The sequence below is a fragment of the Haloarcula amylolytica genome, assembly GCF_049705545.1.
GTDB lineage: Archaea > Halobacteriota > Halobacteria > Halobacteriales > Haloarculaceae > Haloarcula > Haloarcula amylolytica_B.
Genome location: NZ_JBNAMU010000001.1, coordinates 2177492 through 2203991 on the forward strand (window position 1 = coordinate 2177492; position 26500 = coordinate 2203991).

The following is a 26500-nucleotide window of genomic DNA, read 5'->3' on the forward strand; positions in this document are numbered from 1 at the left end:
GTCCGCTACGGCGCTTCCCAGCTGGCAAGTTGGATAGATTTGTCGCTGTCCGGTGATTTCCAGTTCAGCGTGACTGCCGCCTCAGAGAGGTCGAGTGAGGGCCTCGAAAACTCTACCCGTGACCCAGCCGTGATTTTCGATCCCGCTGCCGGTGCGCCGCTGATACTCGTGAAATCGTGCTGTCCGTTGGCGGTTGACGCCCCGCTCACGGTGATGTACAGACTCCCGGCCCGAATGGAGTCGCCGCTCCGGTGTTCGATTGTCAGGCTGTCGGGACTCCCGGCGTCGTAGTCGAACGTAAACGCCGCCTGTGGCGTGTTTTGGCCCAGGCTACCCGAACCGAAATCGAGGAAAAACGTCGCTGCTGTCGCCGCCAACAGCACTGTTATTGCAACCATTAGAATGACGCCCACAACTGGTGAGACTGCACTGTCGTCGGATTGAAATCTGCGTGCTAGCATGATTGACCCCCACTCGGGCGACGGTCGACACGCTGTCTCCGTCTCGGTGACCCCCCGGTCGACCGATCCCTGAGTGACTTCAATTGGATATCATGTTGTTATATAATAAAACTTGTTGTTCAAATGTATAGTTCGTATTTTAACCGATTACTATCCAGTTCGAACCAAGACGCTGTATCAGCCGCTGGCGAACCCATACCGGAATGTCAGAATCAGCCGGAAAACGCAACGAACCGCCGAATCAGTACTTGGGCTCTGCGCCAGTGACGTCGTAGATATCGTCCATAATGGAGTCGCGCTCGCGCTGCCAAGCCTCGAAGCCGCTGCGGTCGCTGGGGTAGGACTCGTAGTGCTCCAGCAGCCGGTCGGCGGCTTTCTTCGTCTGGTAGAGGTCCCGGATGGTCCCCCAGTGGCCGATACTCTTGACCGCCATCTTGAGTTTGAGTCCGAGTCCGATGCTGGTCGAGCCACCGTACAGCGCCTCGGCGAGCTTCTCGCCGGGTAGCGCGGCCAGTAGCGCCATCAAGTCATCCACGTCGTAGGCGGTGGTGAAGATGTTGTACACGTCAAGCGCCGCGTACCGGGCGCCGAAGTGGTCCATCACGCGCTCGTTGTACTCCCAGAGCGCGGATTCGTCGTCCGTTCGGCCGGATTCGATAGCCTCGATAGCCTGTTCGGCGGCGTAGGTCCCGGCGTAGGCCGCACCGGCGATACCGCCGCCGGTAGTCGGATTGACGTGTCCGGCGGCGTCGCCGACGGCCATGAACCCGGGCGCGACGGCGGAGTCGTACGGCCGACGCGTCGGTAGCGCAGCGCCGAGTTTGTCCTGTACCTCCGCGCCCTCGAACTCGCTTCGGCCCTGGAGGTCGCGCTTGAGGTCATCCACCAGTTCCATCGGCTCCTCGTTCATCTGGAAGCCGAGGCCGGCGTTGATCTCCGTGTCCGTGCGCGGGAAGTACCAGAGGTAGCCGGCGGAGCGCTCGGTCGGCTTGAAGACGAGCGCGTCGTCCCACTCGACCGGTTCGTCGACCTCGATAATCTCCCGGTACGCCGAGCAGAACTGCGAGTACTGGACGTTCGTGTCGAAGGTCGCGTCTTCGAGGTCGGTCTTGTCCTGGAGGATCGACAGCGCGCCGGCTCCGTCGATGACGATATCGCCCTCGTAGGTGACAGGGTCGCCCTTCCGCATGGCTTTCACGCCGGTCACGCGACCGCTGTCGTCCTGCAACACGTCCTGAACGACGGTGTCGTAGTGGAACTCCACGCCGCTGTCGGACGCGCCCTCGATGAGACAGCGACCGTACTCCCAGCGGTCGATGACAGCGAGTTCACCCGGAACGGGGATTTCGAGGACGGTGTCCTCCTGTGGAATCTCGAACCGGCCGTGGTCGACGTCCGTGTTCGTAAACGCCGGTTCGAGCTGGGACTTCGGAATGGCCTCGGGGAAGTCACTGGCCCCCTTCAGCGCGTCCCCGCAGGCGATGTGGCCGGCCTCGGTCTCGTCTTTGCGCTCCACGACGACGACGTCGTAGCCCGCGTCCGCGACGGTCGCGGCGGCGTAACAGCCGGATGTCCCGGCCCCGACGACGACAACGTCCACGGAAACGGTCCGTGCAGTTGCCGACGCTCCGCCGGCGTTGCCGTCCTGGTGTGTGGTCATGCACTCCCGTCCTGCCCGGAGAGAGAAAATTATTCCGACTATCGGTTTTACGGACTGCTGGAACTGTTTCCCGCGACGAACGGCCGACTATGAGTGCGCGATGCAGCAATGACTTACAGCAGTCCGTCCCTTTCAGGGACAGCGGTGATAAAGAGTTTTGCTGGGGGGTGTCAAAGGGCCGAGCATGACCGAGTACACGGTGACGTTTGTGGGGACGGGCGAGGAGATCACCGTCTCCGAAAAGGAGACGATTCTCTCGCGGTGTATCGAGGAGGGTATCGCCCAGGAGTACTCCTGCCGCGTGGGGATGTGCCTGGCCTGTTCGGCGGAAATCATTGAGGGGTCGGTCACGCAGCCTGCCGCCCGCGGACTGACCGACCGGGAACGCGAGAACTACGCACTGACTTGCATGGCGCGGCCGCAGTCGGACCTGAAACTCGACCGCGGGAAATACCCACCCAGTATCGAAGGGGACGTCAGCCCGGAGGGCGGAGACCCCACACCTGCGGACGACTAGTAGGCACTGAATACCGCTAACATATTTCCTGCTAGAGGCTCTCTAAATACCTTTAACATACGGCTCAGAGACGGCCTGATATAGAGCGGCGAAACCGCGAATGAAGGACAGGTCATATAAGCAAGTGGCCCCTACAGAGTAGTGACTACAGCGTCAGCGGACGGCCTTCGACGACTGATACACGCTTCCCCAACCATGACCAGCCGCGTATACAGACTCCACTCGACACTTGAACTGCCACTGGAAGACGCCTACGATTTCTTCGAGGATCCGGACCTTCCCCCCGAAATCGCTGACATCGACATCACCCGTCGAAATAATACCCTTATCGTCAGCGCCGTCGCCAAGGACGACTCCATGAGCAAGTACACCCCGACGGCCCAGCTCAAGGCCAGCGTCACGGAGAACCGGGTGTACGAGGAGGACCCCGACGAGATGGGCCCGCCCGGGGCCGCAAGTACCGGAAGCTCCGGCGGCGGCCCCCAGTGGGGCGCGCTCGAAGAGGAAGAGGAAGAGATCGAGTCCGAACTCGTCGAGTACGCCTGTTTCAAGGGCGACCGCGAGACCGTGCTCCAGAACACCGCACTCCAGTACGCGATGTTCGAGGTCCTGTGTGACATCGCGAAAGTCGCCGAGAAGGGGACACTGACCGCGATTGCGGCGGTCGACGAGGAACTCGAAGCTGTCCGCATCGTCGACGGGGAAGAGCGACCCGCTGCGATCAACGTTGCAGAGGAGCCCCGCGACGGCGAGGAAGAAGAGGGCGTCAACTGGCGCGACAACGAGTTCATCTCGTAACGCGGTTTACGTAGCGTCCGGTCACTGATCCGAGGTTCTCAAGCCGTAGCTCAATATCGATTAGCGGCTGCTCCGAGCCGCTACGCCGTCGTGATACCTGAGAGATCAGCGTCGGTAAACCGTGACGCGATTTCGAGTGTGAGGTTTGCTTCGATGTAGGCCGCGATCACGATGAGCACGGCGGCCGTCGCAAGCAGCCACCCGGCTTCCCGAATATCCTGTCCGGTGACCAGTTCGTTCGTGCGACCGCGGATGTACTGGATCGTGCGCCACCCGAACCGGAGCCCGACGGCGGCGACGATGAGCAACGCGGGGATCTCGATAAGGCCGTGGGGGACGATGAGCGCAGCGACAACGACAGGGGAGACCTGTTTGAGTGCGATACCGACGACGACGCCGATGAGGAGGCCGTTCAAGACCAGTGACAGCACCGTCATCGCGCCGAGCGAGATAGCGCCGAGTGCCATCACGAGCAACGCGCCGAGGTTGTTAACCGTCAGCGAGAGGGTCGTCAGCTCGGCCGGCATAAACGGGTTTTCGCCCGTCGTTCCCGGGTTCTGGAGCCATTCGGCAGGTACCTGGCTGCCGAGCCCGTATCCGACCAGGACACTGACAAACAGTATCAGCGCGGCCACGGGGACATAGCGCAACAGCCAGCGGTGAAAGAGACGGGCTGGAAGGCCTGGGCGGTCGTCCATACCACGCCTTCCGCGCCGGCGACAAAAAACCCGAGTGACCGGGCAACGCACGAACAGCGTCCCATTTGCCACCGCCTCACACACCTGTCGAACATCCAAAAAGTACTTGCCGTTCGTAATTATATCTCATTACACTATGTCCGAATCAGCAGAGTTCCCGGACTATCTGGACGTTGATTACACTGACGGAGAGGGTGAATCCCCTGAGGAGTACCCGACTGTCAACCACAAGATCGAGAAGGCTATCGAGGTCACGAAGACCGGCCTCGAACAGTACAAGAACCCTGTCGTGATGTGGACCGGCGGCAAGGACTCGACGCTGACGCTGTACTTCGTCAAGGAAGTCGCCGAGCGCTTCGACCTCGAAGTACCCCCGGTCGTCTTCATCGACCACTACCAGCACTTCGACGAACTCATCGACTTCGTCGAGCACTGGGCCGACGAGTGGGACCTCGACGTCATCTGGGCGCGCAACGAGGACGTGGGCAACTACGTCGACGAGAACGGTCTCGAACCGGGTGACGACATCCCCGTCGACGAACTCTCGGAGCACAACCAGCACCACATTCGGAACATCCTCGAATACGAGGAGGACACGTTCCCGTTCCTGCTCGACACCTACGTCGGCAACCACCTCCTGAAAACGGTGGCGCTCAACGACACTATCGAGGAGCACGACGTCGACGGCATTCTGTCGGGCATTCGCTGGGACGAACAGGAGTCCCGCGCCGACGAGACGTTCTTCTCGCCGCGTCACGACCCGGACATCTACCCGCCGCACGACCGCATCCAGTCGATTCTCCAGTTCGCGGAAGCCGACGTGTGGGAGGCCTTCTGGAACTTCGTCGTCCCGGACACGGTCGAAGGCTACCCGGACGAGGGCTACGTCCCGCAGGGCCAGGACGACCTGCCCGAGGGCATCGAGAAGGAAGACGTGCCGGTCTCGCCGAAGTACTTCGCCGGGTTCCGCTCGCTCGGGAGCGAGGTCAGCACCGACAAGTCCGCCGAGGAGCCCGCCTGGCTACAGGACATGGAGAACACGACCGAGCGCGCCGGCCGCGCCCAGGACAAAGAAGACCTGATGGAGCGCCTGCGCGACCTCGGCTACATGTAAACGGACGCGGAACCACGCTGTTTCCGTCTCGTCGTTTCTTTTGTTGTCTCGGTAATGATGTGCATCTCAGCGGATAGATGGGAAACACTACATCTGAATCCGCATATCGAACGAAACTACCGATTGTGGGTAGCTGCTGATCCGAAACTCAGAACCCTGGATCAGCGTCGAGTGTTATCACTGTAACACTTCGACAGGAGTCGATGTAAACTGCGACGACAGCTATCCCGGGTCCTGTGCGGTCGAACTTCCAGAGCATACACGTCTGCCGTTGCATGCACGACAACGGCTACACGCATCGACCTGTACCCGTTCCAGGGCCTTGTTCACCCTTCCTGAACGGCGCAATTAGCTGGCCCGTCGACAGGCCAACGCCAGTCTAAGCCACGCTACTGCCTGAAATCCGACTGAAAAAATATTATAGACGATTGTCGAGGAAAGGTTTAGGTACTGTCGAACAATACGAGTAGGTGAATGAGTTCAGACCAGTATAACTGTCCAAACTGCGGGGCGGAACTGAGTTACCAGACGACGAAGCACAACGGCTGTTCGAACTGCGGTTTCGTTCCGCCGCATAGCGCTGAGTAAGGCGGTTTGGCCCGAGTTAGCGGCTGCGACGTTCTGTGGTCGATAGTTGTGGGATCCTACGATTAGGGTCTCGTGTTCGGGTCCGACATCTATTTTTCTCGGCTCGCTGTATCGTCGTCTGTGACGGACCGCACAGATCGGGGGGTTCTCGCCGGCGTTATCTTCGCTGTCTTGCTCGCGCAGGTCCTGCTGTATCCGGGTGTCGACAGACTCGTCCGGAGGCTGGGTGCGACCACGGACCTGAATGCGAGCATGTGGTTCCTCGCCGCTGAGTTCGGGGCTTTCGTCGTTTTCGCTGGCGTGTGGGGGGTGCTCAGCGACGCCACCGGACGGCGCACGCCGTTCATCGTCGGTGGAGCGGGCGCAGGCGGAGTGCTGTACGCCCTCATCGCGTGGCTCCCCGGCGCTGTCTCGCTCCCGTTTGCGGGCGTGCTAGTCCTGCGAGCGCTCCAGGGCGGGGCCACCATCGCGGCGTTCTCGCTGGCGATGACGATGCTGATGGACCTCGGCGGCGGCCACGGCAAGAACATGGGAGCGGCAGGCATCGCTATCGGCAGCGGAACGGCGCTCGGCGCGCCACTCGGCGGCCAACTGTACGAAATCCAGACGACGCTCCCGCTGTACGTGGCGAGCGCGCTGTCGCTCGTCGTCGCAGTGGCCGCCCTGCTCGTGACCGACCGCGCACCGTCGGACGGGCGGTCGGGCCTGGCTGCGACCGTGTCCGGGCTCAAACAGCGGCCGACGCTCGGCGTGCCGTACGCCTTCGGGTTTATCGACCGGCTCACCGCGGGCTTTTTCGCGCTCGTCGGGACCCTCTATTTCAGGGAGACGTTCGAACTGGGGCCCGGCGAAACCGGCGTCATGCTGGCACTGTTTTTCGGGCCGTTCGCCCTCCTGCAGTACCCCTTTGGCGTGCTCTCTGACCGCATCGGCCGAACCGCTCCCATCGTCGTCGGGTCTGTGCTGTACGGGCTCACAGTTATCGGCGTCGGGCAGGCTCCGACGGTCACTATCGCCGGTGCAGGGATGGTGCTGACCGGTATCATCGGCGCGCTGATGGCCCCGGCGACGATGGCGCTCGTCTCGGACCTCGCCGGCGAGACGGAGCGCGGGACCGCTATGGCCGGGTTCAACATCTTCGGCAGCGTCGGCTTCCTTGCCGGTATCATCGTCGGCGGCACCGTTGCAGGGGCCTTCGGCTACCCAGTCGCGTTCCTCGTGGCCGGCGGGACAGAGGTCGTCCTCGCGGTGCTCGCACTGCCCGGACTGTTACGGCTGGAGAAGCCGGCCGAGGGCGCCGTCGGGGGCTGACTACGACGCCTCGCGGACCTCGTCCAGCGCCGCGGGGTTCTCGATGCTGGACATGTCGCCCAGGTCCTCGCCGCGGTAGACGCCGGCGATTGCCCGGCGGATGATTTTCCCGCTCTGTGTCTTGGGGAACTCATCGACGAACAGCACCTCGCGGGGCCGGAAGGGCTTTCCGAGTTCCTCTCCGACGGCGGTGCGGATGTCGTCTCGGAGGTCGTCGTCGGGTTCGTAGCCGGGCTCCAGCACGGTGTAGAGGACGACGGCAGTGCCGGTGGTGTCGTCCGGCGCTCCGACGGCGGCGGCCTGATTGACGGCCTCGTGTTCCATCGCCGCGCCCTCGACCTCCGCCGGCCCGACCTTCCGCCCGGCGACGTTGAGCACGTCGTCCGCTCGGCCGTGGAGGAACCAGAGGCCGTCCTCGTCTTTCTGGGCCCAGTCGCCGTGGTCCCACACGTCGTCCCAGGTCGACCAGTACTCGTTCAGGTAGCGCTCGTCGCCCGACCAGAGCGACCGGGTCATCGACGGGCAAGAGTCCCTGGCGACCAAATAGCCGCGCTCGTGGGTGTCGGCGATTGATTCGCCATCGGAATCAACGATGTCGATGTCCATCCCCAGTCCCGGACCGCCGAGCGTGCAGGGCTTGAGCGACTGAATCGGCATCGGCATGAGGAAACAGCCCATGATCTCGGTCCCGCCGGAGATGTTGATGATTGGGCAGTCCTCGTTGCCGACGTGCTCGTAGAACCAGAGCCAGCTCTCGGCGTCCCAGGGTTCGCCGGTCGAGCCCAGCAACCGGAGGCTGGAGAGGTCGTGGCCCTCCAGCCACTCGTCCCCTTTCTTTCGGAGTGCCCGTATTGCGGTCGGCGAGACGCCGAAGGTGGTGATGTCGTGGCGGTCGATCATCTCCCAGAAGCGGTCCGGTTCGGGGTGGTCCGGCGCGCCCTCGTACATGAAGACGGTCCCGCCGAAGGCGTGGTTCCCGAGCAGCGTCCAGGGGCCCATCATCCAGCCGATGTCGCTCACCCAGAAGAAGCGGTCGCTCGGCTTGTGGTCGAAGCCGAAGTAGATCTCCTTGGCCGCCTGCATGAGCGCGCCGGCGTGCGTGTGGACGATGCCCTTCGGTTTCCCGGTCGTCCCGGAGGAGTACAGCAGCATCGACTCCTGGTTGCTCGGGAGTTCCTTCGCCGCGTACTCGTCGTCGGCGGTCTCTATCGCGTCCTCCCACCACTCGTCGCGGCGGGTCCAGCGAATCGTCTCGTCGGGGTCGTCGGCGACACCGAGGCGGTCGTAGACCACGGTGTGTTCGACCGGCGTCGTGCCCAGTTCCTCGCCGGCCTGTTCGATGGCCTCGTCGGCGGTGGCTTTGAGGTGAACGCCGGAGCCCCGGCGGTAGAAGCCGTCGCCGGTGAACAGCACGGAACACTCCGCGTCGGCGATGCGCGTCGCCGTCGCGTCGACGCCGAACCCGGAGAAGATCGGTACGGCGATTGCACCGACCTTGAGACAGCCGTACAGTATCGACGCCACCTCGGGGACCATCGGCATGTACAAGCCGACAGTGTCGCCGGTGCCGACGCCGACGGATTCCAGGTAGTTCGCCACCTTGCTTGCCTGCCGATTCAGTTCGTGGTACGTGACCTCCCGCACGTCGCCGGGTTCGCCCTCCCAGATGAGCGCGACCGTGTTTCGAGTGGGGCTGTCCCGCGCCGCGTGGCGGTCCAGCACGTTGTGGGCGGCGTTGATGGTCCCACCGGCGTACCAGTCGGTGAACTGCGGCCCGTCACTACTGTCTCGGACCTCGTCGTACGCCTCGAAGAACTCGATGTCGAGGTACTCGGGGAGCACGTCCCAGAACCAGTCGACGCCCGAGTCGGGTTCGTCCGGCAGGTCCGTGGTCGTTCGCTCGATGAGTTCGTCGTAGTTGTCGATGTCGTATTCCTGCATGAACTCCCAGACGTTCGTCGATTCGACGAACGCATGGCTCGGTTCGTGGACGATGGAGTCCTCGTGGGTTTGGTCGCTCATAGCGTCAGTAATTTGTAGTGTTTGATGGCAAGGTACAAACATTTGCCGTGGCTCGGCGGCCGGGACGCCTGGTCAGGAGTCTCGAGGACTCGCCCCGACAGCGCGGGAATCGCCGACCGCTGTGGTTCATATTCATACGCTGGATTCTCACTCGTAGGTCTTTGTCATGCCGCCGTCGAACAGCAGGTCCCCGCCGTTGAGATGGTCGGCGTGGCCGGAGAAGCCGAACACGAAGAGGTTCGCCACGTCGATGGGGTCCATCATCTCCTTGACCCGGGCCTGGCCCAGCATCACGTCGTCGATGACCTCGTCGACGCTGATGCCCCGCTGCTCGGCGGTGTCGGGAATCTGGCCGACGACCAGCGGCGTTTTGACGTAGCCCGTGCTGATGGAGAACCCACGGAGTCCGTCGCCGCCCTCGGCGGCGATAGACTGCGTCAGCCCCCGCAGGCCGAACTTCGAGACGTTGTAGGCCACCTTATCCGAGGTGACGTAGTGGCCGTGGACCGACGCCATGTTCCCGATGGCACCCACGCCGTCGTCGGTCCCGCGGATGTGAGGGATGACGCGCTTCGAAAGCGCGAGCGGGGCGCGAAGCATTACGTCGTGCATCTGGTCGTACTTCTCCATCGGGAAGTCTTCGATGGCGTCGATGTGCTGGAGGCCGGCGATGTTCGCGAGATACCGCACGGTGCCGTGGGAGGCGGCCGTCTCGACGATGGTTTCGATATCCGCGTCGCTCGCGAGGTCGCCGGCCACGGTCTCGACGGTCCCATCGAGGTCGAGGTCCGCCGCGGTCGCCGCGACTTCAGCGAGGCCGTCCTCGTCGATATCGGTGGCGACGGCGGTCACCCCGTTGGCGGCCATCGCCAGCGCCGTCGCCCGGCCGATACCCGACCCGCCGCCGGTCACCAGACAGACAGTGTCGCTCGTGTAGTGGTCGTCGTTGACGAACAGTATCGAGGACTCGTCGATGGACTCGACTTCGAGCCGTTCGTGAGAGGTGCTGGATGCCATTCAGTCACACGTTCTCTAGACATGCCCGAATAGGGGCGGGTTGACATGTATACCCGACTGGCTGCTGTGGCACTCCGGCAGTGCGGCGCGAGAACGCCGATACGCCGCCTCGCGAGCCACCGTGGTTTACGTGTAAACCTCCCGTTATTCCCTGGGTTGGACGGTAGCTACAGCCACCCCTGTGAACGCGGCACACGCCGCTGGTCAGAGACGCCGGACGCCACGTCCGGAACGACGGAACGGGGTGATACCTATGGATTCAACGGCTACTTCGGACCACGACAATGGTGGCATCGGCAGGCGACAACTGCTCTCCGCGGTCGGCGGCTCGGCCGTCGCCGCAGCGCTCGCTGGCTGCTCGACACTGCTGAGTGACGGTGAAACAGCGGATCAGGGCGGGCAGTCCGGTGACGAGATTTCCGACGAACCGATACAGGCCGGGCTGTTGACGTTCACGCGTGGCGCACCGGGCGTACTCGGCATCCAGGCCCAGCGCGGGGCCGAACTCGCAGTCCAGCGCATCAACGAAGCGGGCGGTGTCGGCGGGCAACGCGAGATCGAACTGGACGTCGTCAACGAGGGGTCGAACCCGCTCGACAGCTACAACCAGTTCATCGAGGAGGGGAAAGAGGTCACGTTCGGCCCGATTTCCAGTGGCACGCATAGCCAGATTGCCCCCGAAGTCGAGAAAAACGAGATCATCAACGTCAGCACCGATGGGACGGTGACGACGCTTTACGAGGAGACCGTCCCCGACCCGACCTACTCCTTCCGCTTCCAGAACTACGACATCATGGAGGTGGTGACGATGGCCCGGGAGGCCGTCGAGCGCATCGGTGCGGACAACATCTCGACCGTCGCCGGGGTCAACCCCGGCTACTCCTTCGGCGAGGACGAGATGCGGGTGTTCACGCAGGCAATCCAGAAACTCACGGACGCCGAAATCGTCTACGAGGGGTTCCCGGAACTCGGAGCCAGCGACATGTCGAACCACATCACCTCGATCAACAACGAGGAGCCGGACGTGACCTTCTCCAGCCTGTGGGGCGGCGACGTGACAACATTCGTGCGACAGGCGAACGCCAACGACATGTTCGAGAACACGACGGTGTTCGGCACGACGCTGTACAGCGCGGCCGGCGACGTACCGGGCGACGCGCTGGCCGGGACGGATATCTACTCCGGGTCGCGCAACTACTACTGGGGGAAGCCGGCCCTGGGCAACTGGCAGCCCGGCCGGGAGCTGTTCGACGCCGCGACACAGCAAGAGGGCGTGACGGTCCCGACGGCTCACTACATGAGCGGCTACGGCGCGGTCACCGCGTGGGCGACGGCCGTCGAGAAGGCCATCGACCTGCTGGGCACCTACCCGAGCCAGGAGCAAATCGCGCAGGTTCTGGAGGGCCACGGCTTCTTCACACCGGCCGGCTACCACAACATGGCCGAGGACCACCAGGGCGCGTCGAACTCCTTCGCCGGCCAGATGGTGTACGACGACGACCTCGGCGCGGCCAGGCTCGACGACGTGAACACCTACGCGGCGACCGAGACCGCGCCGCCACCGGGCATCACCGGCAGCGACTGGCTGGACAGCTGGAGCGCCTGATACCGAGCCATGGCCGTAACACCCACAGCCGCGCTCGTCCAGACGCTCAACGGCATCCAGTTCGGGTTCATCCTGTTCATGATCGCCTCGGGACTGACCGTCATCCTCGGCATCCTGGACGTGCTGAACCTCGCCCACGGGGAGCTGTTCTCGCTGGGCGCGTACACTGCCATCGGCGTGTTCGGGTTCATCATCGGCGTTATCGGCCCGCCGGGCGGCGGCGTCGTCGGGACCGCCGTGTTCGTACTCGCGGTCCTCACGGCCGTCCTGATAACGGCGGCCATCCTCCTCCCAGTCGGGACAATCTTCGAAGCGGTGTTCCTGCGACAGATTTACGACCGCGACCAGGTGTACCAGCTGGTGCTGACCTTCGCCCTCCTGCTCATCCTTCTCGACGTGAAGAAGTTCATCTGGGGGGACAGTTCGATCAGGACCGACGCCGTGTACAGCGCCATCAACACGATTCCGACGAGCGAACTCGTCGGGCTGAACTACCCGACCTACAACGTGTTCGTCATCCTCGTCGGCTCGGTCGTCGTCGTGGGCCTGTTCTGGTTCTTCGAGCGCACAAAGACCGGCCGCATCATCCGCGCGACGGCCATCGACCGCGAGATGGCCACCGCCATCGGCGTCAGCACCGACCGCGTGTTCACGCTGGTGTTCGCGCTCGGAGCCTTCCTCGCCGGTTTCGCCGGTGCAATGGCGGTCCCGCCCACGTCGGCAACGCTCGAAATGGGCACCAATCCGCTGGTGCTTTCCTTCGTCGTCATCGTCATCGGCGGCCTGGGAAGCCTCCGCGGGGCGTTCGTCGGCGCGCTCCTGGTCGGCGTCATCCGGAGCTGGATGATCACGCTGTATCCGCCGGGTGAGATCGCCGCCCCGTTCGCGATCATGGCGCTAATCCTGCTAGTCAAGCCCGAAGGGCTGTTCGGGACGTGGGGTGAGACAGCGTGATGCCGGAGCGCGTCGACCGCGACGGGACGCCGGCGTATCGTTTCCTCGGGGTCGAAGTGACCCGTCGGGAAGCGGCCTTCCTCGTCCTCGGGGTCGTCGTTCTGTTCATCGTGCCGGACCTCACGACCGTCTCCGACAGCCTCCAGCTCAGCGTCATCCACCAGGGCCTGCTGTTCGGCTTCGCGGCGGTCGGACTGAACCTCCTGCTTCGTCACACGAAGCTCACGTCGTTCGGCCACGCGGCCTTCTTCGGCACCGGCGCGTACGCGACCGCAGTCCTCGCGCGCTACGCCGGCGTCCAGAGCGTCGGCCTGCTGTTGCTCGGGGCCATCGCGGCCGCGACGGTGATGGCAGCCATCATCGGAGTGCTGTCCCTGCGACACACCGGGCTGTACTTCGCCCTCCTGACGCTGGCCTTCGGCCAACTCCTGTACGCCATCGCGCTCGGTCAGAGCGCGCTCGGCGGGAGCGACGGGCTCCCGATTCGGCCGGGGCCGGCGAACCAGCCGCTACTGTTCGGAACCGCGTTCAGCCCGGACGTGTACCAGGTGCTGACGTACTACCTGACGGTGGTCGTCATCCTCATCGGGCTATTCGTGATGTACCGCATCACACAGTCGCCGTTCCGCAACGCCCTCGATGCCATCGGGCAGGAGCGGACCCGGGCGCGGTTCATCGGCCTGCCGGTCCGGCGGTACGTCTGGGCCGCGTTCGTCATCTCTGGCATCTACGGCGGCGTCGCGGGCGGGCTGTTCGCCGTCGTCCGCCAGTACGTTCGCCCGGAGGGGACGCTGTTTTTCCTCCGGTCAGGCGACATCCTGTTCATGGCGATACTGGGCGGGTTCCGGACGCTCGTCGGGCCGCTCATCGGCGGTGTCGTCCTCGTCTTCCTGCAGGACGTTGGTCAGGACGTGACCCAGTATTACGAGTTCCTGACGGGCGCAGTACTCCTGATACTGGTGTACGGCTTCCCAAGGGGTATCGTCGGCTCGCTCCGGTCCGGCGGTATCGTCAACACGCGGCTCAATGAACTGCGCCGGGAGCCGTCCGTCCTGTCGACGTGGGGCCGGACCGCCGTGCAATCGCTAGAGCGGAAGGTGACAGAGGCGCTGACCAGCCTGCGGATAATCCTGTTCGGAGTCGACTGATATGCTCGAAGCACGCAATCTGCGGAAGTCATTCGGTGAACTGGTCGCGACTGACGACATCACGCTCGAGTTCGGGAAAGAGGACGGCGAACTCGTCTTCATCGTCGGCCCGAACGGGGCCGGGAAGACGACGTTCATCAACCTGCTGACCGGCTTTCTCTCGCCGGACGAGGGCTCCATCGTCCTCGACGGCGACGACATCACCGGCATGTCGGCAAACGGGCGCGTCGACGCCGGCATCGCCCGGAGCTTCCAGGTCGTCAAGGTGTTCGAGGAGATGACGGTCCGTGAGAACCTCCGAACGGTGGTGCTGACCGAACAGGGCAAGACCTGGAGCCTGTTCTCTATGGCCGACGGTCACGAGGAGGTCGAGGCACAGGTCGAGGAACTGCTGGAGAAGTTCCGGCTCGAAGACGCCGCCGACACCGTCGCCGAGGAACTGCCCCACGGCGACCGGAAACTGCTCGACGTGGCGATGTCCTTCGGCCTCGACCCGGACTACCTCCTACTCGACGAGCCGACTTCCGGCGTCTCGACCCGCGAGAAGGAGTACGTCATCGAGACCATCGTCGAGGTCGGCCGAGCCGAGGGCGTCACGACGGTCACCATCGAGCACGACATGGACATCGTTACGGAGTACGCCGACCGCGTCGTCGCCCTCCATCAGGGGACTGTCCACGGGGTCGGTCCGCCGACGATGCTCGAAACGGACGACGAACTCCGACGGCTCCTCCTGGGGGTGGGTGACGATGAGTAACGACGCCCTGCTGTCCGTTCGCGGCCTCAACGCCGCCGTCGAGGGGTTCCAGGTGACCGAGGACGTGGACCTCGACGTGAACGCCGGCGAGGCGGTCGGCCTCGTCGGCCGCAACGGGGCCGGCAAGACGAGTACCTTCCGGGGCATCATGGGCCTGACACCGGTCTGGAGCGGTTCAGTCAAGTTCCGCGGCGAGGAACTGACCGGTATCCGCTCGGAGCTGATTCCCAAGCGGGGCATCGGCTACCAGCCCGAAGACCGGAAGCTGTTCACCGGGATGACCGTCGACGAGAACTTCCGGCTCCCCATCTGGACCAGCGGGCCGGCCCGCGGCATCAACGACGAGGACGCGGTCATCGAGAGTGTTTACGATGTGCTGACCGAACTCGATGGCCGCCGGGACGCGAAGGTCCAGAACCTCAGCGGCGGCCAGGCGAAGATGGTCGCCATCGGTCGGGCGCTGGCGCTTCAGCCCGACCTGCTCATCCTCGACGAACCGCTGGAGGGGTTAGCTCCGGTCGTCGTCGAGAGCCTCAAACGCTACATCCGGGAGATCAACGACCGCGATATCGCGGTGCTCATCGCCGAGTCGAACGTCACGCACGTCCCCGACGTGGTCGACCGGCTATACGTCATCGAGCGCGGGGATATCGTCGCCAGCGGCGACCCGGAGGAGCTGGCGGCCGACGAAGACATCCAGAAACTGATGCAGGGCAGCGGGGCGGAGTAGCCCCGGGAGACGCAACGACGCCCCTTCGCTCACTCGGTGACGTCGTTCATCGCCGTCGTGACCCGATCAAGAATCTTCCGCTGGCTCCGTCGGAGATTTTTCGAGATGGCCATCTTCGATACGTCGAACTCCTCGGCGAGCGACGAAAGCGTCGCGTCCCGGGGCGTGTCGAAGTAGCCGCCTTCGACGGCTTTCTCCAGCGTGTCCCGCTCCACCTCTGAGAGTTCCCGACAACCGTCGACCAAGCGCTTCGCCGAGTCGATGTTCTGCAGCAGGTCGTAGTAATCCTCCAGGTCGACCGATTCCCGGGACTGGATCGTGTAGTCGTTGTCCCGTTCCAGTTCCGACAGCGTCCCCTCCGCGACCCGCTCGGTATCGAAGCCGACGTGCCATATCTCCGAGCCGTCCCGGATCCGGAACGGCCCGGTGATGTAGCCGCTGTGGTCGCGGATGACGCTCATCGCGTTCGTCTCGTCGATTCGTGAGCGGATGAGCGCCAGGTCGCCTTTCCGGCGGAGGAGCTGATAGGACTCCATGTGGTCGTGTGCTTCGAGCGCGTTCAGCCCGCGGTCTAGCTCCTCCCGGTCCGCGCCGTTGACCATGATCCGCGTCTCCAGCTCCCGCTCGACAGGGTGGAAATCCCACTGCTTGGCCAGAAACGACACCTCGTAGTCCCGTGTTGTGTCGATATACGGACAGTCGTACTGGACCATGTCCATCTCGAGCGAGATCATGGGTAATCAATCATGTTGGACTGTCTTAGTGATTGCCTCTCCGCCACGTAACCCAACCACGACAGTTACGCCGCAAACCCTTTTGACTGCGGCAGTTAATTTTCAGGCATGTACGTCCGGGATGCGAAAAACCGAGAGGAAGTCTGGTTGCTGGACCGTATCGAGGAGATGGGACTGGACGAGAAGGCTTTCAGATCCCGGGACTACGTCGTCGCTATCGACGAGGAGAGCCACGAAAAGGCGGGCTTCGGCCGTATCCGTATCCACAAGGGCGACGAGGAGTCCGTCTGTGAACTGACCAGTATCGGCGTGCTGCCGGAGTGGCGCAACCAGGGGGTCGGCGCACACGTCATCGAGCGGCTGGTCGAGTACGCGGGCGACGAGGGGTTCGACACAGTCTACTCGCTGACGAACGCTTCGGAGTATCTCGCGCAGTTCGGCTTCGAGCGCATCGAACCGGCGCAACTCCCCGACCGGCTCCGGGACCGGCTCGAGACCAAACAGGAGAACATCCAGCCGGACGCGGTACCGCTCCGGGTTGCCCTCGACCGCTTCGAAGTACCGGGGCACCTCCGCAAACGGTTCAAGAAGGCCAGTGCCGGCGAGTCCGAGGAGCCCGAGCCGGAGGAGGGTCCAGAGGACTTCGGTATTGACCCCGACGAAGCGACCTACAAGTACGACACAGGCGACTGATTACCTGCCGACAACGAACTGGTTATCTGACATCGATGACTTCGATGTCGAACACGAGCGTCTTACCCGACAGCTCGTGGTTGAAATCGACTTCAACGGCGTCGTCTCGGACCGCAGTCACGTCCCCGTGGAGGCCGTTTTCGGCCTCGACGTGGAGCCCGACCTCCGGTTCCTTCCCGACCATGCCCTCGAACGTCTCCGGGTCGTACTCGCGAACGCGGTCGGCCTGGAACTCCCCGTAGGCTTTCGCCGGAGGCACCGTGACAGTGGCCTCCTCACCAGCGGCCATTCCGACGAGATCCTCGTCGAGCCCTTCGATGATCTCGCCCGCACCGACGGTGAAGGAAAGCGGTGCGTACTCGCTCGCCTCGACGCCCTGTGCCTCGATGAGTCCGTGCTCCCTGGCGACTTCGGGACGTGACGTGTCGAACACGCCGCCGTCCTCGAAGCGCCCGACGTACTCGATGGTGACGCCGTCACCCGGTTCGATTGGCATAGTCCTCGCTAAATGCCGACGATATAAACCCACCTCGGAACGTCACGCCGCCGTATCGCCGCGGGACGCGTATTACAAACCGTGAAGGATTTAAGAACCCTTAAGCCTCCGCCGTCCGACAGTCCGCCCATGTTTGACCCCGACGAGCTGGAAGAGATACGGGAGTCGAAGGCTCAGTGGGAGGAAGACGACGTCCAGCCCACCGTCGACCGCTTTGGCGAACGCAAGGAGACGTTCACCACGGACACCGAGGGACACGAAGTAGACCGTCTGTACACCCCCGAAGACATCTCCGATCTCGACTACGAAGAGGATCTGGGCTTCCCCGGCCAGGAGCCCTACACCCGCGGCGTGTATCCGACCGGCTATCGAGGCCGACTCTGGACGATGCGCCAGTACGCCGGGATGGGAACTGCGACGGAGACCAACGAACGGTTCAACTACCTGCTCGACCAGGGCCAGACCGGGCTGTCGATGGCGTTCGACCTCCCGACGCAGATGGGCTACGACTCCGACCACGCGATGGCTGCCGGCGAAGTCGGCAAAACCGGCGTCGCCATCGACTCGCTGGACGACATGGAGACCGTGTTCGACGGCATCCCGCTCGACGAGGTGTCGACCAGCATGACCATCAACGCCCCAGCGTCGGTGCTGCTGGCGATGTACATCGCCGTCGGCGACAAGCAGGGCGTCGACCGCGAGGAACTCCGCGGGACCATCCAGAACGACGTGCTCAAAGAGTACATCGCTCGGAACACGTTCATCTACCCGCCGGAGCCGTCGATGCGGCTCATCACCGACATCTTCGAGTTCTGCGCAGCCGAGACGCCGAAGTTCAACACCATCTCCATCTCGGGGTATCACATCCGCGAGGCCGGCTCGACGGCCGCCCAGGAGATCGCCTTCACGCTCGGCGACGGCATCGAGTACGTCGAGGCAGCCATCGAGGCCGGCCTCGATGTCGACGAGTTCGCCCCGCAGCTCTCCTTTTTCTTTGCCTCCTACAACAACATCTTCGAGGAGGTGGCGAAGTTCCGTGCGGCCCGCCGCCTCTGGGCGAAAATCATGGACGAGCGCTTCGACGCCCAGAACCCCAAGTCCAAGCAACTGAAGTTCCACACCCAGACCGCCGGGTCGACGCTGACCGCCCAGCAAATCGAGAACAACGTCGTCCGCGTGTCCTACCAGGCACTCGCAGCGGTCCTGGGTGGGACACAGAGCCTCCACACCAACGGCAAGGACGAGGCCATCGGCCTGCCGACCGAGCAGTCTGTCAGGACCGCGCTACGCACTCAGCAGATTCTCGCTCACGAGTCCGGCGCGGCCGACACAATCGACCCGCTGGCCGGGAGCTACTACGTCGAGTCGCTGACCGACGAACTCGAAGCCGAGGCCCGCGAACTCATCGAGGAGGTCGACGAACGCGGCGGGATGCGCCGCTCCATCGAGGAGCAGTGGGTCCAGCGCCAGATTCAGGACGTGGCCTTCGAGCGCCAGCGCGAACAGGAGGAAGGCGAACGGATCATTGTCGGCGTCAACGAGTACCAGGTCGAGGAGGAGGGCGAACAGGACATCGAAGAGGTCGACGAGGCCGTCGAACAGGCCCAGCAAGACAACGTGGCCACCGTCCGGGAGGAACGCGACGAGGAGGCCGTCGAGGCGAAACTCGATGCGCTCCGACAGGCCGCCGAGGGCGACGAGAACGTCATGCCCTATATCATCGACGCCGTGAAGGTGTACGCCACGACCGGCGAAGTGTGTAACGTGCTCCGGGACGTGTTCGGAGAGTACCAGCCCGGCTCGTCGATGTAAGGATCGGTCGAGACGCGGGGCTTCCCCTATTTTCCAACCGTCCATGCTCCCAGAATTATAAGCCACCCCGGTGTACGACCGTCCATGCGATTCGACCACGCCGGCATCGCAACGGACGACGCCGCCCCACTCGCAGAACTGTTCGCCGACGCCTTCGGGACACCGGTCGTCCACGAGGAGACGTTTGACGGCCTCCGGGTAACGTTCCTGGAGATGGACAACGGTTACTTCGAACTGTTAGAACCGCTGCCCGACGCCGATGGCGCGATCCCCAGATACCTCGACAGCAACGGCCCGGGTATCCATCACGTCGCCCTGGAGACAGACGACATCGCTGCCGCGCTAGAGACGGTCAGTGACTGCGGCATCGACCTCATAGACGAGAAGCCGCGGCCGGGCGCATGGGGACACGATGTGGCGTTTCTCCATCCGAGGACGACCGGCGGCGTGCTCGTGGAGTTAGTCGAACACTGATCGGCTTCTCGTTCCGGTCCCGGATTCACTCGTCGTCGAGGAAGGCCGTAAACCGCTCTTCAGCACCGGGAGTCAGTCGCTCCGGGGGCTCCGCAAACCACGCCGCTCCAACGAGTTCCGACTCGTCCACATCGAGGGCTCCCTTCTTGTACTCCGCCCGAAGATAGATGTCCAGCGTGTGTACTGACCCCTGTGCGTCGGTGTCCGGATAGTACTTGGAGTGAACGACCTCCGCGACGCCGGTGACCGTACACCGGATGCCGGTCTGTTCGTTGACGCGGCGGACCGCAGTACCCTGCACCGATTCGTATTCGTCGCCTTTACCGCCGCCCGGCAGCGCCCACATGTCAGCGCCGCGGCCCAGCACCAGCAGGACACGGTCGCGGGTGTCGCCGGCCGCCTGGTCGGGTATCTGGTCACTCAGTTCCGGAAAGTCGGTGCCGTCACGGGTGACGAACACGACGCTGTTCCCGGAGTAGCCGGTCCCGCGTGTCGCAGCGAACACGTCAGCGTATTCGTCGGGCGACAGTTCGAATGTCTCCTCGGTGACCGGGACCTCGTCGTAGGCCGCTTCCAGGCTCGAAATACGCTTGTCGACGTTCGTCTGGTTGATTTTCTCCGTGAGGTTCGCATCCCCTGTCTCCGGGCCGTCAGCGTCGTCAGTCATACGCGGTTGTACTCCGGGGCACCGATAAGTGCCGCGGTCCCGTCGATGAAAAAGAACTTGTATTCTGGTTGTCTGCTTCCGGACATGAAAGCGATTGTCCTCGCAGGCGGGTACGCCACCCGGCTCTGGCCTGTCACCAAGCACCGGCCCAAGATGCTGCTCCCCGTCGGTGACACGGCTGTTATCGATCGGATTCTCGGCGAATTAGAGGAGGACAGTCGCATCACTGACGTGTTCGTCAGTACGAACCAGCGCTTTGCTGACGACTTCCGGGACCACATCGCCGCGAGCAGTTTCGAGAAGCCGTCCCTGACCGTCGAGGAAACCGCCGAGGAAGACGAGAAGTTCGGGGTCGTCGGCGCGCTCGCCCAGCTGGTCGACCGGGAAGGGCTCGGCGACGAGGATCTGCTGGTCATCGCCGGCGACAACCTCATCAGCTTCGATATCGCGGAGTTCATCGATTACTTCGAACAGTACGACGACCCCACGCTCGCCGCCTACGATGTCGGATCGCGGGAGAAGGCGAGTTCCTACGGCCTCATCGAACTCGACGGCGAGGAGGTCACGGACTTCCAGGAGAAGCCCGACGACCCCAACAGCACGCTCGTCTCGATCGCCTGCTACGCGTTCCCGGCCGATGCGATTCGCTTCGACGAGTACCTCGAAGACGGAAACAACCCCGACGAACCCGGCTGGTTCATCCAGTGGCTCGTTGATGACGGTCCCGTCCGGGCGTTCACGTTCGACGACGCCTGGTACGACATCGGAACGCCCGAAAGCTATCTGGAGGCCGTCGCGTGGGAACTCGACGGCGAAAACGTCGTTGCAGAGGACGCCACCATCGAGAACACCACGCTCGGCGAGAACGTACACGTCCTCTCGGGGGCCGAGGTCGTCAACTCCAGTCTCGACCGGGCCATCGTGTTCCCGGATACGACCATCCTCGATTCGGACATCCGCCAGTCGATTATCGACCGGGATACGCAGGTCGAGAGTCTGGACCTGGCCGGCGCACTCATCGGTGCGCACACGCAGTTGACGAACGACGACTGACCGGGCCAGTCGTTCGCTGCTTCCGACTACGCCAGCCACGCGTCTTCGATCTGCAGCGTTCCGCGGCTGCCGTCCCACTCCGTCTCGTACTCAAGTTCGATCCGGCGGTCCATGTGCGGCCCGTCGGTGACGAGTGTCTCGAACTCGCCGCCTTCCCCGAGAATATGGACGCCGTACTCCTCGTTGAGCGCCTCCAGTTCGTCGAGCGCGTCGGCATCGAGTGTTCGTCCCAGCCAGGACTCGTCAAGGCCGTAGGCGGCCACGCGAATGATCCGTATCTCGAAGCCGGTGTCGAGCATCGCGTCGGCGAGGTCGCGTGGGTTCTCTTGCCACAGCGGCGCGAATACGTTGGCTTCGAGGCGGTCGGCCATCGATTCGATGCGGGTGGTCTGGTACTCGCTCTCGACCGCGCCGGCAGTGACACCGGTGATGCCGCCGTCCAGTTCGGCGTCGAGCTCGCGCAGCGCGGCCTCCAGCGGTTCGAGTTCGGCGTCGCCCTGATCGCCGGAGTCGGGTACGTCGTCGGCCTCGAAGTCATCCGGCTCCACTTCGACGAGTGGGATGCCGATGCTCTCGGCGGCCAGGCGGGCCAGTCGGGTCGCCGGAACGTGGTACATGTAGGAGTCGCCCTCCGGGTGGACCGTCACCAGGCGTTCGACGGGGTGGCCCCGTTCCAGTGCCCGGTACAGCGCCCACGAGGAGTCTTTGCCGCCGGAGAACAGCGAAACCCACGCACCGTCTGTCATAGCCGTCAGTAGCCGTCGGCGGCGTAAATCGCTGTCTATTCCACTAGTTCGTCCTCGATATCGGTGTGGCTGACGTAGGTCGCCACCCGGACGCCAACGAGGCTGATGAGGATACCTGCGAGGATGAACAGTGCAAGGCGGGTCCCGGCCTCCAGCATGAACCCCTGAATCTGAACGATGCCGAGGTTTGTCTCCGGCACCTGAAACGGCTCGAACACGCCACCGCGTTCGAGGAAGTACGCAGAAAAGCCGCGAACGACGAGCCCGACCGCGACCGCACCGAACGGGAGGTTCACGTACGCGCTCCGGACCCCCTCTTGCTGGATGAGTTCGTCCAGCAGGCGACCGAGCGAGGCGGCCAGCGCCGCGCCGGTCAGCCACGGCACAGACGCGAAGGCAAAGCGGTTCGCCAGCAAGAAGGGACTGATATCGCCGACCGCCGAAACGCCCAGCACGCCGGCAAAGATGCCGACGAGCGAGAGGCCGGCGGCGACGACGTAGGTCACGAGCGACACCTGTCCCGAGTACAGGGCTTCCCGGGTCTGGCCGGGGAGTCGCGAGAGGTACGTGTCGATACCCAGCCCCTTGTAGATGAGAAACACGCCGATGGCGGCCGCGATAGCGCCGACGGCGATGGTCGGGCTGGTGACGACGAGCAACAGCGGGAACGCGAGCATGATGATCCCGACGGGGACCAGCACCGTCTTGCGGAGTTCCTCGTCGGCCAGGAACTGCTTGAGCAGGTAGTACGTCGATTCGATGTCGCGGGCCTGGCGGACGACGACGCGGTCGACGGCGTCGACCTGAACGCGGCTCTCGATGATGGGGACCAGCCGCTCGTCGTCAGCGCTGTCGACGACGACGACCGCGGAATCGGGCTCGTGCTCGGCGACCAGACCGTCGATCTGGCTAGCGATTTCCCGGTCCGAGCCGACACTGTCGCTCCCGCCGCCGACGACGGCGAGGACCGGCGAGGACCCCTCGGCTTCGAGTTCATCCGCGACTGCGAGCCCTTCGAGGAGGCAGTTGACCCGGCTGTCTTCCGGGTCTACGACCCCCGTCTGCGTGATGAGTGACTCGACGGCGTCGCGGCCGACGACGGGACACGCCGCTGCGGCCGGACTGTCCCTGTCGATACACACCACCAGCGTAGTCACACTACGGCGAAGGCGGTCCCCGAATAAAAAACCTCCCGAGCTATCGCCGGAAGGAGAGGCCCTCGATATCGCCGTCGGCGACGCTGGCGATACCCGCGCCCAGCGCGAACGCGACCTGTTGTGCACCTCCGCGGAGCTTGCCCGTCAATCCGCGCTCGGGTTCGTACTCCTTGATCGTCACATCCTCGCCAAGCCGTTGCTCCAGACTCGCCTCGACGTCGTCTCGCGTGCCGAGCCGGTCGACGAGCCCACGTTCTTCGGCCTCGTCACCGAGGAAAATGCGCGCTTCGGTGGCTTTGAGCGTCTCGGCGTCCATCTCGCGCCCCTCGGCAACGGTATCGATGAACTGGTCGTAGTAGTCGTCGACGATGCCCTGCAGGTACTCGCGCTCGTCCTCGGTCATTTCCTTCAGCGGGACGCCGGCGTCCTTGTACTCACCGGCGGTGAACTGCTCGTAGGAGAGCCCCAGGCGGTCGGCCAGCTCCTTGGCGTTGACCCGCGAGCCGACGACGCCGATGGAGCCGACGATAGAGCCCTCGCGCGCCCACAGCTCGTCACAGCCGGCGGCGATGTCGTAGCCGCCGCTGGCACAAACATCCGTCGCGTAGGCGATGGTCGGGCCGTCGAACTGCTCGGCAGCGATGCGGATGTCCTCGCTGGGGACGATTTCGCCGCCCGGCGTGTTCAGCTTCAACAGGAGCGCCGCCGAGCCGCGGTCCTCGTCGGCGCTCTCGATCTGTTCGACGATGTCGTCGGCCGACGCGCCGACCGGCGGACTGGTGATCCCGCCACCGCCGTCGCGGGTGATCGGCCCTTCGACGGCGACCTCCGCGACGTTGTGTGCGGGCAGCACCGACCCGGCGACGTTGCTGCCGATACGCACCGCACCGATGACGACGGCCAGCAGTAACAGGACGCCAAGCAGTTCCGCCAGGTCGTCCGGGACCGCAACGAACAGGTACCACGCCGCTATCGCTGCGAGGATGGCGACACCCACGACCAGTAACCCGCGAACGATGTCGTCTGCGCCCGCCATTACTGATACATCCCGAGCGGCCGTGCGCTCGTGCTCTCCTCCTGGTTCTCCTGGAGCTGCTGTGCGAGCTGTGCCTTGGCTCGGCCGATCTCTTCGGCCTGCTCGACCAGCGCTTCGGTGTCGACCTCGAAGTCGGCCAGCGGGCTGATCGCCGTCTGCAGGAGCGCCCGCGCCGCTTCCGGATCGGGGAACTGCTGGTCGGCTTCGACGATGAGCCCGATGCTCGTTAGCCCGACCCGCTGTGATTCGTGGACCAGCGCGCCGGTCGGCCCGGTGATCGCGCCGTTCTCCGAGGGCGGGTCCACGTCCGCTTCCTCCAGCATCGCCGCCCCGTCACCGGTCGAGACACCGTACACGTTCGGAACGCCGTCTTTCTCGGCAGGACGGCCGCTGAGGTAGATCGGCGTCGCGTCGTTGGCCTCGAACCAGCTGACCATACAGCCGGCGAACTCCTTCGCGCCGGACGGGGAGATCGGTGCATCGCTCTGGAGGACGAGCAGGTCACGGCCCTCATCCGCGTACAGTCGGACCGGCGGGCGAACGTCCGGATCGTCCGTCCCGTACACGGCGATTTCTGGCAACCCTTCGCAGTGGGCCGACGCGTAGTACTCCATATCGTAGACATCGACGAGATGGTCAGCGGCTATCTTGCCGACGAGTCCGACACCCGGTAGTCCCTCGACCAGTGTCGGCGAGTCGAGGGAGATGTCGTCGCGGTGGACCTGTATGTGTGCCATACCTCAGGTATCGGCCGCCGGCGGCTTGAAAGCCATGGGCCGGTGCCGTTCGAAACCCACAAACCGACCGCCAGCGAACGCCGGACAATGGAACCACTCGACCGCTACCGACCCATCATCGACGACTTCGAGGCGTTCATCGACGCGTGTGAACGCCCGCTGCCGTCGGCCGTCAGGGTCAACACGATCAAGGCCACCGTCGAGCGGGTCCGGACGGCGCTTGCGGAAGCGGACATCGCCTACGAACCCGTTGACTGGCACGACGGCCTGTTCGTCCTGCCCGAGGACTCCCCCGGCGCGAACTGGCCGTACTTCCACGGCTGGATTCACGGCCAGGAGGAGGTGTCCGTAATTCCCGCGACCGTACTGGACCCCCAGCCCGGCGAACGGGTCTGGGACGCCTGTGCGGCACCGGGGAGCAAAACGACTCAGCTCGCCGCGCTAATGGAGGATACCGGCGAGGTCGTCGCAACCGACAACAACCTCGGACGGATTTCGGCGCTACGGACCAACACTGAGCGGCTGGGCGCGACCACGGTCGCTGTCACCCACGAGGACGGGCGCAACCACTCGCTCAAGCCCTTCGGCGGCGAGGGATACGACCGGGCACTCGTCGACGTCCCCTGTTCCTGTGAAGGGACCATTCGCAAGAACCCCGATACGCTGGAAGATTGGACGCTCTCGCACGTCGAAGGCATCTCCGGCGTCCAGAAAGGAATCCTCAAGCGAGCCGTCGAAGTGACCGAACCCGGCGGAACCGTCGTTTACTCCACCTGCACGTTCGCCCCGGAGGAAAACGAGGCTGTACTGGACTACGTTCTCGGCGAGACGGCCTGCGAAATTGTGGACTACGACCTCCCGCTCGACCACGCCCCCGGCATCACCGGGTGGCAGGACGAGACATTCGACCCCAGCGTCGCCGACGCCAAGCGCATCTACCCGCATCACAACGACACGGGCGGGTTCTTCTGTGCGAAACTGGAGGTACCCGCGGAATGAGCGACCAGAGCACGGAGTTCACGCGGCTCCCAGAGACAGACGAAGAGCGAGAAGACCCCGAGCGGGCGACCCGCGAGGAAGTGCTCGACTTCTGGACCGAGCGGTTCGGCGTCCCGCCGGAGACTTTCGAGGGATACACGTTCTGGGAACGCGGCGCTGGCAAACTGTGGCTGTATCAGGGCACCCCCCCGTCACCGGTCGACATCGAGGGCCTTGGAATGACGTTCCTGCGGACGCGCCAGGAACACTGGAAGCCGACGCTGGAGGCCGTCCAGCGATTCGGCAAGCACGCCAGCCAGAACGTCATCCACCTCGATGAAGACGCTGCCCGAGCGTTTGTGGCCGGCGAGGACCAGGAACTCGACTGGGATGGCGACTGGGGGTATCTCGTCGTCACACACGACCTCGCCGGCGAGGCCGAACCGGTCGGCGTCGGCCTGTACGTGTACGGCGAACTCAGGTCCCAGGTGCCGAAGGGTCGCCGGCGAGAGGTCTGAACCGGTCGGTACAACCGG

Annotated in this window: 27 protein-coding genes; 15 read left to right on the plus strand and 12 right to left on the minus strand. The window is 64.1% G+C overall.

Annotated features, from left to right (window positions below; genetic code table 11):
* Positions 1–5: 5 nt before the first annotated feature.
* The gene (locus ACOZ4H_RS11445; protein ID WP_424329392.1) at positions 6–461 is read right to left on the minus strand and encodes a type IV pilin; all 456 of its coding nucleotides are present in this window, start codon (positions 459–461) and stop codon (positions 6–8) included.
* A gap of 241 nt (positions 462–702) precedes the next feature.
* Positions 703–2121, minus strand: a complete 1419-nt coding sequence (locus tag ACOZ4H_RS11450; RefSeq protein WP_424329393.1) for a geranylgeranyl reductase family protein — start codon at positions 2119–2121, stop codon at positions 703–705.
* A gap of 184 nt (positions 2122–2305) precedes the next feature.
* Between ACOZ4H_RS11450 and ACOZ4H_RS11455 the strand changes: the two genes are divergently transcribed.
* Together ACOZ4H_RS11455 and ACOZ4H_RS11460 are read left to right on the plus strand one after the other, a co-directional pair.
* Entirely contained in the window at positions 2306–2638 is a 333-nt protein-coding gene (locus ACOZ4H_RS11455) for a 2Fe-2S iron-sulfur cluster-binding protein (RefSeq protein ID WP_424329394.1), read from the plus strand.
* 195 nt (positions 2639–2833) lie between these two features.
* Complete coding sequence (locus ACOZ4H_RS11460) at positions 2834–3436, plus strand: DUF7110 family protein (protein ID WP_004516874.1); 603 nt, start codon at positions 2834–2836, stop codon at positions 3434–3436.
* 80 nt (positions 3437–3516) lie between these two features.
* Here ACOZ4H_RS11460 and ACOZ4H_RS11465 read toward each other — a convergent pair whose 3' ends face one another.
* Entirely contained in the window at positions 3517–4134 is a 618-nt protein-coding gene (locus ACOZ4H_RS11465) for a stage II sporulation protein M (RefSeq protein ID WP_424329395.1), read from the minus strand.
* A 136-nt stretch (positions 4135–4270) separates the two neighbouring features.
* Here ACOZ4H_RS11465 and ACOZ4H_RS11470 point away from each other — a divergent pair, with 136 nt between their 5' ends.
* The gene (locus tag ACOZ4H_RS11470) at positions 4271–5248 is read left to right on the plus strand and encodes a phosphoadenosine phosphosulfate reductase family protein (RefSeq protein ID WP_424329396.1); all 978 of its coding nucleotides are present in this window, start codon (positions 4271–4273) and stop codon (positions 5246–5248) included.
* 708 nt (positions 5249–5956) lie between these two features.
* Positions 5957–7147: an MFS transporter gene (locus tag ACOZ4H_RS11475; protein WP_424329397.1), complete on the plus strand. Its 1191-nt coding sequence runs from the start codon at positions 5957–5959 to the stop codon at positions 7145–7147.
* Here ACOZ4H_RS11475 and ACOZ4H_RS11480 read toward each other — a convergent pair whose 3' ends face one another.
* Both ACOZ4H_RS11480 and ACOZ4H_RS11485 read right to left on the minus strand, forming a co-directional pair.
* A complete protein-coding gene (locus ACOZ4H_RS11480; protein WP_424329398.1) occupies positions 7148–9169 on the minus strand; it encodes an AMP-binding protein in 2022 nt (673 codons plus the stop codon). It lies immediately after the preceding gene.
* Positions 9170–9316: 147 nt separating this feature from the next.
* Positions 9317–10186 carry an SDR family oxidoreductase gene (locus ACOZ4H_RS11485; RefSeq protein WP_424329399.1) on the minus strand — a complete coding sequence of 290 codons (870 nt, stop codon included), beginning with the start codon at positions 10184–10186 and terminating at the stop codon, positions 9317–9319.
* A gap of 253 nt (positions 10187–10439) precedes the next feature.
* Here ACOZ4H_RS11485 and ACOZ4H_RS11490 point away from each other — a divergent pair, with 253 nt between their 5' ends.
* From ACOZ4H_RS11490 to ACOZ4H_RS11510, 5 genes are read left to right on the plus strand one after another with little or no spacing between them, the layout of a single operon-like run.
* A complete protein-coding gene (locus ACOZ4H_RS11490; protein ID WP_424329400.1) occupies positions 10440–11792 on the plus strand; it encodes an ABC transporter substrate-binding protein in 1353 nt (450 codons plus the stop codon).
* Between the two features lie 9 nt (positions 11793–11801).
* Positions 11802–12746: a branched-chain amino acid ABC transporter permease gene (locus tag ACOZ4H_RS11495; protein ID WP_424329401.1), complete on the plus strand. Its 945-nt coding sequence runs from the start codon at positions 11802–11804 to the stop codon at positions 12744–12746.
* Positions 12746–13894 carry a branched-chain amino acid ABC transporter permease gene (locus tag ACOZ4H_RS11500; protein WP_424329402.1) on the plus strand — a complete coding sequence of 383 codons (1149 nt, stop codon included), beginning with the start codon at positions 12746–12748 and terminating at the stop codon, positions 13892–13894. Before ACOZ4H_RS11495 ends, ACOZ4H_RS11500 begins: the two co-directional genes overlap by 1 nt.
* Position 13895: 1 nt before the next feature.
* Entirely contained in the window at positions 13896–14651 is a 756-nt protein-coding gene (locus tag ACOZ4H_RS11505) for an ABC transporter ATP-binding protein (protein WP_424329403.1), read from the plus strand.
* Positions 14644–15381, plus strand: coding sequence for an ABC transporter ATP-binding protein (locus ACOZ4H_RS11510; RefSeq protein ID WP_424329404.1), 738 nt, complete (start codon positions 14644–14646; stop codon positions 15379–15381). The genes ACOZ4H_RS11505 and ACOZ4H_RS11510 overlap by 8 nt, the downstream gene beginning before the upstream one ends.
* 29 nt (positions 15382–15410) lie before the next feature.
* Here ACOZ4H_RS11510 and ACOZ4H_RS11515 read toward each other — a convergent pair whose 3' ends face one another.
* Positions 15411–16115, minus strand: coding sequence for a helix-turn-helix domain-containing protein (locus ACOZ4H_RS11515; protein ID WP_424329405.1), 705 nt, complete (start codon positions 16113–16115; stop codon positions 15411–15413).
* 108 nt (positions 16116–16223) lie between these two features.
* On the opposite strand from ACOZ4H_RS11515, the gene ACOZ4H_RS11520 reads away from it, so the two are divergent.
* Positions 16224–16808 carry a GNAT family N-acetyltransferase gene (locus ACOZ4H_RS11520; protein ID WP_424329406.1) on the plus strand — a complete coding sequence of 195 codons (585 nt, stop codon included), beginning with the start codon at positions 16224–16226 and terminating at the stop codon, positions 16806–16808.
* A 22-nt stretch (positions 16809–16830) separates the two neighbouring features.
* Here the strand turns inward: ACOZ4H_RS11520 and ACOZ4H_RS11525 are convergent, their stop codons facing one another.
* Positions 16831–17304 carry an FKBP-type peptidyl-prolyl cis-trans isomerase gene (locus ACOZ4H_RS11525; RefSeq protein ID WP_424329407.1) on the minus strand — a complete coding sequence of 158 codons (474 nt, stop codon included), beginning with the start codon at positions 17302–17304 and terminating at the stop codon, positions 16831–16833.
* Positions 17305–17433: 129 nt separating this feature from the next.
* Between ACOZ4H_RS11525 and ACOZ4H_RS11530 the strand changes: the two genes are divergently transcribed.
* Positions 17434–19116: an acyl-CoA mutase large subunit family protein gene (locus ACOZ4H_RS11530; RefSeq protein ID WP_424329408.1), complete on the plus strand. Its 1683-nt coding sequence runs from the start codon at positions 17434–17436 to the stop codon at positions 19114–19116.
* 84 nt (positions 19117–19200) lie between these two features.
* A complete protein-coding gene (mce, locus tag ACOZ4H_RS11535; protein WP_424329409.1) occupies positions 19201–19590 on the plus strand; it encodes a methylmalonyl-CoA epimerase in 390 nt (129 codons plus the stop codon).
* A gap of 25 nt (positions 19591–19615) precedes the next feature.
* Here mce and ACOZ4H_RS11540 read toward each other — a convergent pair whose 3' ends face one another.
* Entirely contained in the window at positions 19616–20257 is a 642-nt protein-coding gene (locus ACOZ4H_RS11540) for an NUDIX hydrolase (protein WP_424329410.1), read from the minus strand.
* An 84-nt stretch (positions 20258–20341) separates the two neighbouring features.
* Here ACOZ4H_RS11540 and ACOZ4H_RS11545 point away from each other — a divergent pair, with 84 nt between their 5' ends.
* Positions 20342–21310, plus strand: coding sequence for a sugar phosphate nucleotidyltransferase (locus ACOZ4H_RS11545; RefSeq protein WP_424329411.1), 969 nt, complete (start codon positions 20342–20344; stop codon positions 21308–21310).
* Between the two features lie 26 nt (positions 21311–21336).
* Here ACOZ4H_RS11545 and ACOZ4H_RS11550 read toward each other — a convergent pair whose 3' ends face one another.
* Genes ACOZ4H_RS11550 through ACOZ4H_RS11565 form a run of 4 tightly spaced genes read right to left on the minus strand, consistent with a single transcriptional unit; the run spans position 21337 to position 24986 of the window.
* Complete coding sequence (locus ACOZ4H_RS11550) at positions 21337–22056, minus strand: diphthine--ammonia ligase (protein WP_424329412.1); 720 nt, start codon at positions 22054–22056, stop codon at positions 21337–21339.
* Positions 22057–22091: 35 nt separating this feature from the next.
* Entirely contained in the window at positions 22092–23213 is a 1122-nt protein-coding gene (locus ACOZ4H_RS11555) for a DUF373 family protein (protein ID WP_424329413.1), read from the minus strand.
* 40 nt (positions 23214–23253) lie between these two features.
* Complete coding sequence (gene sppA / locus ACOZ4H_RS11560; protein ID WP_424329414.1) at positions 23254–24249, minus strand: signal peptide peptidase SppA; 996 nt, start codon at positions 24247–24249, stop codon at positions 23254–23256.
* The gene (locus ACOZ4H_RS11565) at positions 24249–24986 is read right to left on the minus strand and encodes a proteasome assembly chaperone family protein (RefSeq protein WP_424329415.1); all 738 of its coding nucleotides are present in this window, start codon (positions 24984–24986) and stop codon (positions 24249–24251) included. Before ACOZ4H_RS11565 ends, sppA begins: the two co-directional genes overlap by 1 nt.
* A gap of 87 nt (positions 24987–25073) precedes the next feature.
* Here ACOZ4H_RS11565 and ACOZ4H_RS11570 point away from each other — a divergent pair, with 87 nt between their 5' ends.
* Together ACOZ4H_RS11570 and ACOZ4H_RS11575 are read left to right on the plus strand one after the other, a co-directional pair.
* Positions 25074–25985, plus strand: a complete 912-nt coding sequence (locus ACOZ4H_RS11570) for an RsmB/NOP family class I SAM-dependent RNA methyltransferase (RefSeq protein ID WP_424329416.1) — start codon at positions 25074–25076, stop codon at positions 25983–25985.
* Entirely contained in the window at positions 25982–26482 is a 501-nt protein-coding gene (locus ACOZ4H_RS11575; RefSeq protein WP_424329417.1) for a DUF7122 family protein, read from the plus strand. The genes ACOZ4H_RS11570 and ACOZ4H_RS11575 overlap by 4 nt, the downstream gene beginning before the upstream one ends.
* Positions 26483–26500: the final 18 nt, after the last annotated feature.

Excerpts from the sequence above, each read along its gene's own strand:
- ACOZ4H_RS11505 (WP_424329403.1), top strand. The coding sequence starts at position 13,896 with ATGCTCGAAGCACGCAATCTGCGGAAGTCATTCGGTGAACTGGTCGCG.
- ACOZ4H_RS11575 (WP_424329417.1), top strand. The coding sequence starts at position 25,982 with ATGAGCGACCAGAGCACGGAGTTCACGCGGCTCCCAGAGACAGACGAA.
- ACOZ4H_RS11455 (WP_424329394.1), top strand. The coding sequence starts at position 2,306 with ATGACCGAGTACACGGTGACGTTTGTGGGGACGGGCGAGGAGATCACC.
- mce (WP_424329409.1), top strand. The coding sequence starts at position 19,201 with ATGCGATTCGACCACGCCGGCATCGCAACGGACGACGCCGCCCCACTC.
- ACOZ4H_RS11540 (WP_424329410.1), bottom strand. The coding sequence starts at position 20,257 with ATGACTGACGACGCTGACGGCCCGGAGACAGGGGATGCGAACCTCACG.
- ACOZ4H_RS11490 (WP_424329400.1), top strand. The coding sequence starts at position 10,440 with ATGGATTCAACGGCTACTTCGGACCACGACAATGGTGGCATCGGCAGG.
- sppA (WP_424329414.1), bottom strand. The coding sequence starts at position 24,249 with ATGGCGGGCGCAGACGACATCGTTCGCGGGTTACTGGTCGTGGGTGTC.
- ACOZ4H_RS11515 (WP_424329405.1), bottom strand. The coding sequence starts at position 16,115 with ATGATCTCGCTCGAGATGGACATGGTCCAGTACGACTGTCCGTATATC.
- ACOZ4H_RS11510 (WP_424329404.1), top strand. The coding sequence starts at position 14,644 with ATGAGTAACGACGCCCTGCTGTCCGTTCGCGGCCTCAACGCCGCCGTC.
- ACOZ4H_RS11470 (WP_424329396.1), top strand. The coding sequence starts at position 4,271 with ATGTCCGAATCAGCAGAGTTCCCGGACTATCTGGACGTTGATTACACT.
- ACOZ4H_RS11485 (WP_424329399.1), bottom strand. The coding sequence starts at position 10,186 with ATGGCATCCAGCACCTCTCACGAACGGCTCGAAGTCGAGTCCATCGAC.
- ACOZ4H_RS11525 (WP_424329407.1), bottom strand. The coding sequence starts at position 17,304 with ATGCCAATCGAACCGGGTGACGGCGTCACCATCGAGTACGTCGGGCGC.
- ACOZ4H_RS11565 (WP_424329415.1), bottom strand. The coding sequence starts at position 24,986 with ATGGCACACATACAGGTCCACCGCGACGACATCTCCCTCGACTCGCCG.
- ACOZ4H_RS11495 (WP_424329401.1), top strand. The coding sequence starts at position 11,802 with ATGGCCGTAACACCCACAGCCGCGCTCGTCCAGACGCTCAACGGCATC.
- ACOZ4H_RS11480 (WP_424329398.1), bottom strand. The coding sequence starts at position 9,169 with ATGAGCGACCAAACCCACGAGGACTCCATCGTCCACGAACCGAGCCAT.
- ACOZ4H_RS11465 (WP_424329395.1), bottom strand. The coding sequence starts at position 4,134 with ATGGACGACCGCCCAGGCCTTCCAGCCCGTCTCTTTCACCGCTGGCTG.
- ACOZ4H_RS11550 (WP_424329412.1), bottom strand. The coding sequence starts at position 22,056 with ATGACAGACGGTGCGTGGGTTTCGCTGTTCTCCGGCGGCAAAGACTCC.
- ACOZ4H_RS11520 (WP_424329406.1), top strand. The coding sequence starts at position 16,224 with ATGTACGTCCGGGATGCGAAAAACCGAGAGGAAGTCTGGTTGCTGGAC.
- ACOZ4H_RS11500 (WP_424329402.1), top strand. The coding sequence starts at position 12,746 with ATGCCGGAGCGCGTCGACCGCGACGGGACGCCGGCGTATCGTTTCCTC.
- ACOZ4H_RS11545 (WP_424329411.1), top strand. The coding sequence starts at position 20,342 with ATGAAAGCGATTGTCCTCGCAGGCGGGTACGCCACCCGGCTCTGGCCT.
- ACOZ4H_RS11570 (WP_424329416.1), top strand. The coding sequence starts at position 25,074 with ATGGAACCACTCGACCGCTACCGACCCATCATCGACGACTTCGAGGCG.
- ACOZ4H_RS11460 (WP_004516874.1), top strand. The coding sequence starts at position 2,834 with ATGACCAGCCGCGTATACAGACTCCACTCGACACTTGAACTGCCACTG.
- ACOZ4H_RS11450 (WP_424329393.1), bottom strand. The coding sequence starts at position 2,121 with ATGACCACACACCAGGACGGCAACGCCGGCGGAGCGTCGGCAACTGCA.
- ACOZ4H_RS11445 (WP_424329392.1), bottom strand. The coding sequence starts at position 461 with ATGCTAGCACGCAGATTTCAATCCGACGACAGTGCAGTCTCACCAGTT.
- ACOZ4H_RS11530 (WP_424329408.1), top strand. The coding sequence starts at position 17,434 with ATGTTTGACCCCGACGAGCTGGAAGAGATACGGGAGTCGAAGGCTCAG.